This window comes from Actinosynnema sp. NPDC059335 (assembly GCF_042752395.1).
Lineage (GTDB): Bacteria > Actinomycetota > Actinomycetes > Mycobacteriales > Pseudonocardiaceae > Actinosynnema.
Genome location: NZ_JBHYXZ010000278.1, coordinates 1 through 5,383, shown reverse-complemented (window position 1 = coordinate 5,383; position 5,383 = coordinate 1). Strand labels below are relative to the sequence as shown.

The 5,383-nt window shown below is 73.5% G+C and carries 8 protein-coding genes; 5 read left to right on the top strand and 3 right to left on the bottom strand.

Translation table 11 applies throughout. The features are described 5' to 3' along the window. Positions 1–113: 113 nt before the first annotated feature. On the bottom strand, positions 114–833 hold the full coding sequence (gene cei, locus ACFXGA_RS39455; protein ID WP_378098082.1) for an envelope integrity protein Cei: 720 nt from the start codon (positions 831–833) through the stop codon (positions 114–116). 428 nt (positions 834–1,261) lie between these two features. Between cei and ACFXGA_RS39450 the strand changes: the two genes are divergently transcribed. After that, a complete protein-coding gene (locus ACFXGA_RS39450; RefSeq protein ID WP_053717171.1) occupies positions 1,262–1,561 on the top strand; it encodes a DUF4193 domain-containing protein in 300 nt (99 codons plus the stop codon). A 154-nt stretch (positions 1,562–1,715) separates the two neighbouring features. Here the strand turns inward: ACFXGA_RS39450 and ACFXGA_RS39445 are convergent, their stop codons facing one another. Continuing rightward, on the bottom strand, positions 1,716–2,180 hold the full coding sequence (locus tag ACFXGA_RS39445; protein ID WP_378098079.1) for a DUF3093 domain-containing protein: 465 nt from the start codon (positions 2,178–2,180) through the stop codon (positions 1,716–1,718). A gap of 24 nt (positions 2,181–2,204) precedes the next feature. On the opposite strand from ACFXGA_RS39445, the gene dut reads away from it, so the two are divergent. Beyond that, positions 2,205–2,672, top strand: a complete 468-nt coding sequence (dut, locus tag ACFXGA_RS39440) for a dUTP diphosphatase (protein ID WP_378098076.1) — start codon at positions 2,205–2,207, stop codon at positions 2,670–2,672. A 5-nt stretch (positions 2,673–2,677) separates the two neighbouring features. Beyond that, positions 2,678–3,304: a DUF3710 domain-containing protein gene (locus ACFXGA_RS39435; protein WP_378098073.1), complete on the top strand. Its 627-nt coding sequence runs from the start codon at positions 2,678–2,680 to the stop codon at positions 3,302–3,304. Here the strand turns inward: ACFXGA_RS39435 and ACFXGA_RS39430 are convergent. After that, complete coding sequence (locus tag ACFXGA_RS39430; protein WP_378098070.1) at positions 3,301–4,005, bottom strand: alpha/beta fold hydrolase; 705 nt, start codon at positions 4,003–4,005, stop codon at positions 3,301–3,303. The two genes, ACFXGA_RS39435 and ACFXGA_RS39430, sit on opposite strands and share 4 nt — an antisense overlap. Positions 4,006–4,111: 106 nt before the next feature. Between ACFXGA_RS39430 and ACFXGA_RS39425 the strand changes: the two genes are divergently transcribed. Together ACFXGA_RS39425 and ACFXGA_RS39420 are read left to right on the top strand one after the other, a co-directional pair. Beyond that, positions 4,112–4,489 carry an OB-fold nucleic acid binding domain-containing protein gene (locus ACFXGA_RS39425; protein WP_378098068.1) on the top strand — a complete coding sequence of 126 codons (378 nt, stop codon included), beginning with the start codon at positions 4,112–4,114 and terminating at the stop codon, positions 4,487–4,489. Then, the gene (locus ACFXGA_RS39420) at positions 4,486–5,250 is read left to right on the top strand and encodes a DUF3159 domain-containing protein (RefSeq protein ID WP_378098066.1); all 765 of its coding nucleotides are present in this window, start codon (positions 4,486–4,488) and stop codon (positions 5,248–5,250) included. The genes ACFXGA_RS39425 and ACFXGA_RS39420 overlap by 4 nt, the downstream gene beginning before the upstream one ends. Positions 5,251–5,383: the final 133 nt, after the last annotated feature.

The following is a 5,383-nucleotide window of genomic DNA, read 5'->3' as shown; positions in this document are numbered from 1 at the left end:
ACTCGACCCCACACCCCCCCCCCCACACACACACACCGAGCTCCTCTGACAAACACCCGAACCCACACCACACCCCCCGGGGCGCTGGAGGTTCGACACACGGGTGTGGCCGGTCAGCACTGGACGTCGCGCGCGCCCTTGACGTGCTCCGGGTTCAGCGACAGCGGCGTGCCGCCCTCGGCCGCCTGGCCGCCCTGCCGCTCGGGCTGCTGCGCCGCCCACTCGGCGAGCTGGTCGAGCACCTTGCGGGCGTCGCTGTTCGGCTTCACCTCGCTGAACTTCTGCCCGATCGCCACGTCCACCGTCGCGTCCTGCCGCTCGTCGCGCACCAGCTCCAGGCACGGCTCCACCAGGCTCAACGTCCGCGCCGCGCCCGCGCCGGGCGCGCCGAAGCGGATCTGGCCGCGGCAGCTCATGTCCTGCGCCGGGTACACCGGGTCGTTGTCCGGCTCGGCCGCCTGCTTCATGCCCAGCTCGGCCAACGTCGTCGCGACGAACCGCGCCTGGTTGCGCTGGGTGCTCGCGTTGAACACCCGGAACTGCACCTCGCCGACCGGCACCGGGTCGGTGCGGTCCAGCGCGTCGTGCGCGAGCACCGTGCCCAACGCCGGGGTCGGCTCGGCCGCCGGCGCGGCGGGCGCGCCCGGGGACGGCGACGGCGCGCCGCCGGGCGGGTTGCACCGGATCGCCGCGTCCACGTCGCCCGCCTCCGACAGCACGCGGTTCCACACCACCACCGTGGTCACGGCGAGCACCAGGAAGAGGACGAGCGCCGGCCACGGCCGCCGCTTCCGGTACCGCGTCGACCCGCTGCTCCCCGTACCGGGTCCCACGTCCGTCGACCTCCCCTGGGCCAGTGTTGACAGTGATCAGGCTAGGCCGCGTCCCGCGGTCCCGCGTCTCGGGCCGGGTTGTCGCGGGGCGCGATCACCCGGTCGCGGACGGTCATCGCCCTGGTCGGGCGGTGGAGCACGGGAGCGGCGGGTGAGTGGTGCGCGTCCCAGCCTATCCGGCCAGCGTGGGAAGGGCCTGTCACCCGTCTGCTCAATTAGGGGGAACCCGCTGCGCGACCCCCGGATCGATGAGCTACCCTCTCGGCGCTCCGCGCACCGCCGGACACCGGAAGCGTCGACGAACAGGGGGTTGGCGCCCGGCCGCACGAGCGAGACCTCCGTCACTGGGGACGGGGGCACAAACAGGGGCGCTGGTGCGTTAACCAGCGACACGAACAGTCTCCGTTGACCGCAGGGGTGAAAGAAGTATGGCGACCGACTACGACGCACCGCGTCGCAGCGAGGCGGACGAACTCGCTGAGGACTCCCTCGAGGAGCTGAAGGCGCGGCGCAACGAAACGCAGTCCGGGGTCGTCGACATCGACGAGGACGCGACCGCCGAGAACTTCGAGCTGCCGGGCGCCGACCTGTCCGGTGAGGAGCTGACGTTCAAGGTCCTGCCGAAGCAGGCGGACGAGTTCACGTGCTCGAAGTGCTTCCTGGTGCACCACCGCAGCAGGCTGGCCGAGGAAGTCAACGGCCAGTACATCTGCCGCGACTGCGCCTGACGCACGGCCGCGCACGAACCCGCACGACCACCACCGATCCGAGTCCCACCGAGCAGACCGACACCTACGACCAGACCGGGGCGCTCACCCTTTCCGCCGGGGGTGGCGCCCGGTCGCCGTGGCGGCGCGGTGCCGCGCCCGCCGCCGGGAGCGGTCACCGCGCGCGCAGCACGGCCGCCAGCTCCTCCGCGGAACGCACGCTGAACAGCCAGTACGGCGTCGGGTCCGCCGGGTCGCGCAACTCGACCCGGACCATCGGCCCGACCCACCCCCGGTGCGTGACGAACGCCGCCGGGTCCAGGTTGGGCCCCATCGCCCGCCGCTTCTCCTTCGCGTCGAACACCTCGACCTCGCCGAGCAGCTCCAGCGGCACGTGCGCCGCGCCGACCCGCAGCTCGCCGCCGGACACCTCGACCTTCGCCGAACCCATCCGCACGATCAGCAGCACGGCCAGCGGCACCGTGATCAGGTACGGCAGCCACGACCGCACGCCGGGGAACCCCATGTGGATCTCCGCGGCCAGCAGCGCGGCCGCGGCCAGCGGCAGCGGCCAACCCCACCAGGGCACGTACAACCGCTCGCGGAACGCGATGGGGGCGGTCACAGCAGTCTCGCTCACGCCCCCAGGGTAGTCTCGCGCGCCGTGCCCAGCGTCGAGGTCCTGCTGTCCCGGCTCGATCCTGCCGTCCCGCCCCCGGCCTACGCCCGACCGGGTGATGCCGGCGCGGACCTGGTGACGACCACCGACGTGGTGATCGAACCGGGGGAGCGCGCGGTGGTCGGCACGGGCATCGCGATCGCCCTGCCCGAGGGGTACGCGGGGTTCGTGCACCCCCGGTCCGGCCTGGCCGCGCGCGTCGGCCTGAGCGTGGTCAACACCCCGGGCACGATCGACGCGGGCTACCGGGGCGAGATCAAGGTGTGCCTGGTGAACCACGACCTGCGGGAACCCGTCGTGTTGTCGCGCGGCGACCGGATCGCCCAGCTGGTGGTGCAGAAGGTGGAACACGCGGTGTTCCGCGAAGTCGACGAGCTGCCCGACTCCGTGCGCGGTGCGGGAGGCTACGGCTCTACTGGCGGGCACGACGTGCTCGCCCGGACGGAGGGGTGAAGGCGATGTTCGGAAAGCGCCGCAAGCGCGGTAGGCACTCCGCGAACCGGGGGACGGCGCAACCCGAGGTCGAGTTCGACGACGTCGAGGACGTCGAGGACGGGCCGTTCGACTCCTCGCGCGCGCCCGACGACGGGCTGAACCGGCTCGACCTGGGCTCGATCCGGCTGCCCGTGCCCGACGGCGCGCAGCTGCAGGTGCAGCTGGACGACAAGGGCGCGGTGCACGCGGTCAACCTGCTGACCACCGTCGGGCAGCTCACCGTCAGCGCGTTCGCCGCGCCCCGGTCCGACCGGCTGTGGCCGGAGGTCAGCGGCGAGATGATCGCCCAGTTCAAGTCCGACGGCTTCCGGATCCTCCGGGAGAACGGCGAGTGGGGCGAGGAGATCACCGCCCGCAACAACGAGGTGCACCTGCGGGTGGTCGGGGTGGACGGCCCCCGGTGGATGCTGCGCGGCATCGCGGCGGCCCCCACCGAGGAGCAGGGCCTGCGGGCGACCGAAGCCCTGTACGCGGTCATGCGCGGCACGGTCGTGGTGCGCGGCGACCAGCCGATGCCGGTGCGCACGCCGCTGCCGATCGAGCTGCCCGAGGCCATCGCCCGGCACATCCAGGCCCAGCAGCAGGGCTAGCGTCCGGACCGCCCCGCCCGCCCGGGGCCGGAGGCGGCGGCGTCGAGGTAGGCGTCGAGCGCGGCGCGGCCCAGGGACTCCCGGTCCGCGCCCAGCTCGGCCAACGTCGTCGTGCGCAGAGAGGCACGAGGCAGCGCCCCTACCCACTCCCGAGCGACCTCGACCGGGTGAACGGGGTCGTCGGTGCACGCCGCGACCCCCACCGGCACGGCGAGCCCGCGCAGCTCGGCGAGCGTCGGGGCCGCCGACCCGGCCGCCTCCAGCAGCGCCCCCTCCAGCCGCGCGCCGTACCGGGGCCAGGCCCGCCGCAGCTCCGCGCCCAGCCACCCGTCCACGCCCGCCAGCGCGGCCTCCGGGCCCGCCGTCCCCACCAGCGCGGCGCTGGCCCGCGCCGTCGCCGCGGCCGGTGCGCCACCGGCGTCCCCGTGCCACGCGGGCAGCGCCACCAGCAGCCCCGCGCACCGCTCGGGGTGGCGCACCGCCCACGCCGCCGCCACGTGCGCGCCGAGCGAGACGCCGCCCACGACCAGCGGCGTGCCGCCCCAGGCCGCGTCCAGCGCCGCCACGTGCCCCCGCACGTCCCGCGACGCGGGCGTGACCAGCGCCATCCCGGCGTCGGCCAGCGGACCGGCGAAGACGGAGGCGACGAACACCTCGTCGGACGCGGTGCCCGGCAGCAGAACGGCGCGTGACGATCGCATGGCGTCAGATCCTCCCCCAGTCGGATACCCGTTCGAGTGCACCCGGTTACGCTGGCTGTTGGACGGGCTTCGTCGTCGAGGCCCCGCGCATTCCATGGAGTCGGGGATGACTGGTACTGGGGGTGGCTACTGGCGCCGCCTCGTGCGTCGGCTGACCACCGACGTGAGCGAGTTGGACGCCGACGACCTGTCCCGAAAAGTCGAGGCCGTCGGGGCCGTCCGCGCGTGCGACTGCAAGTCCGGTCAGGAGGTGACGGTGTTGGGCAGGCTGCGCAGCGTGGAGCTGTGCCCGCGGGACGCCGCCGCCACGCTGGAGGCCGAGCTGTACGACGGCACCGAGGGCGTGACGCTGGTCTGGCTGGGCCGGCGCCGGATCGCCGGGATCGAGCCGGGCCGCACCATCAAGGCCAAGGGCAGGATCGCGGTGCGGGACGGGCGCAAGGTGCTCTACAACCCCTACTACGAGTTGCAGAACGCTTCATGACCCAAGCGAACGAGTCCGAGAAGCAGCCCACGATGTTGGAGCAGATGGGCGGCGTCAGCGGCCTGCTGTTCTCCTCGTTGCCGGTCGTGGTGTTCGTGCTGGTCAACGCGTTCGCCGGGTTGATGCCGGCGATCTGGAGCGCGTTGGCGTCGGCCGTGGTGATCGGCATCGTGCTGGCCCTGCGCAAGGGCTCGGTGCAGCCGGCGGTCTCGGCGGTGTTCGGCGTGGGCATCGCCGCGTTCATCGCCTACCGGACCGGCGACGCCAAGGGCTTCTTCCTGTTCGGCATCTGGCAGAGCCTCGTCTACGGCGGCGTGTTCCTGCTGTCGATCGCCGTCCGGTGGCCGCTGGCCGGGGTGATCTGGTCGTTCCTCAACGGCCAGGGCACGGCGTGGCGGCGGGACCGGGCGAGCGTCCGGGACTACGACATCGCCACGCTGGTCTGGGCGCTGGTGTTCTGCTCCCGGTTCGTGGTGCAGCGGTGGCTGTACGACGAGGCGTCGGTGGGCTGGCTGGCGGCCGCGCGCCTGGCCATGGGCTACCCGCTGATGGCGGTGGCGCTGGTCGTCACGGTGTGGGCGGTGCGGCGGTCGGACAAGCGCCTGAAGGCCACCCTCGCCCGCGAGGAGGAGGAGAACCGGGCGGCCGAGGAGCGGCTCCGCGCCCAGGCCGAGGCCCGGGGCGAGCGCAACATCTACGACGAGCTGCTCGACGCCTCCACCGACCAACGCCCCGAGACCGCGCGGGCCGACGACCGGTAGGCCCCGCCGCGCCGGGCGACCGACCGGCCGCCACGCCTCGGCTCGAACGCCTCACCTCGACCGCACCCCACCGAACTCACCGCGCCGAACGCGCCGCAGGGGTCCCCGCCCAGGGGACCCCTGCTTTTATTCC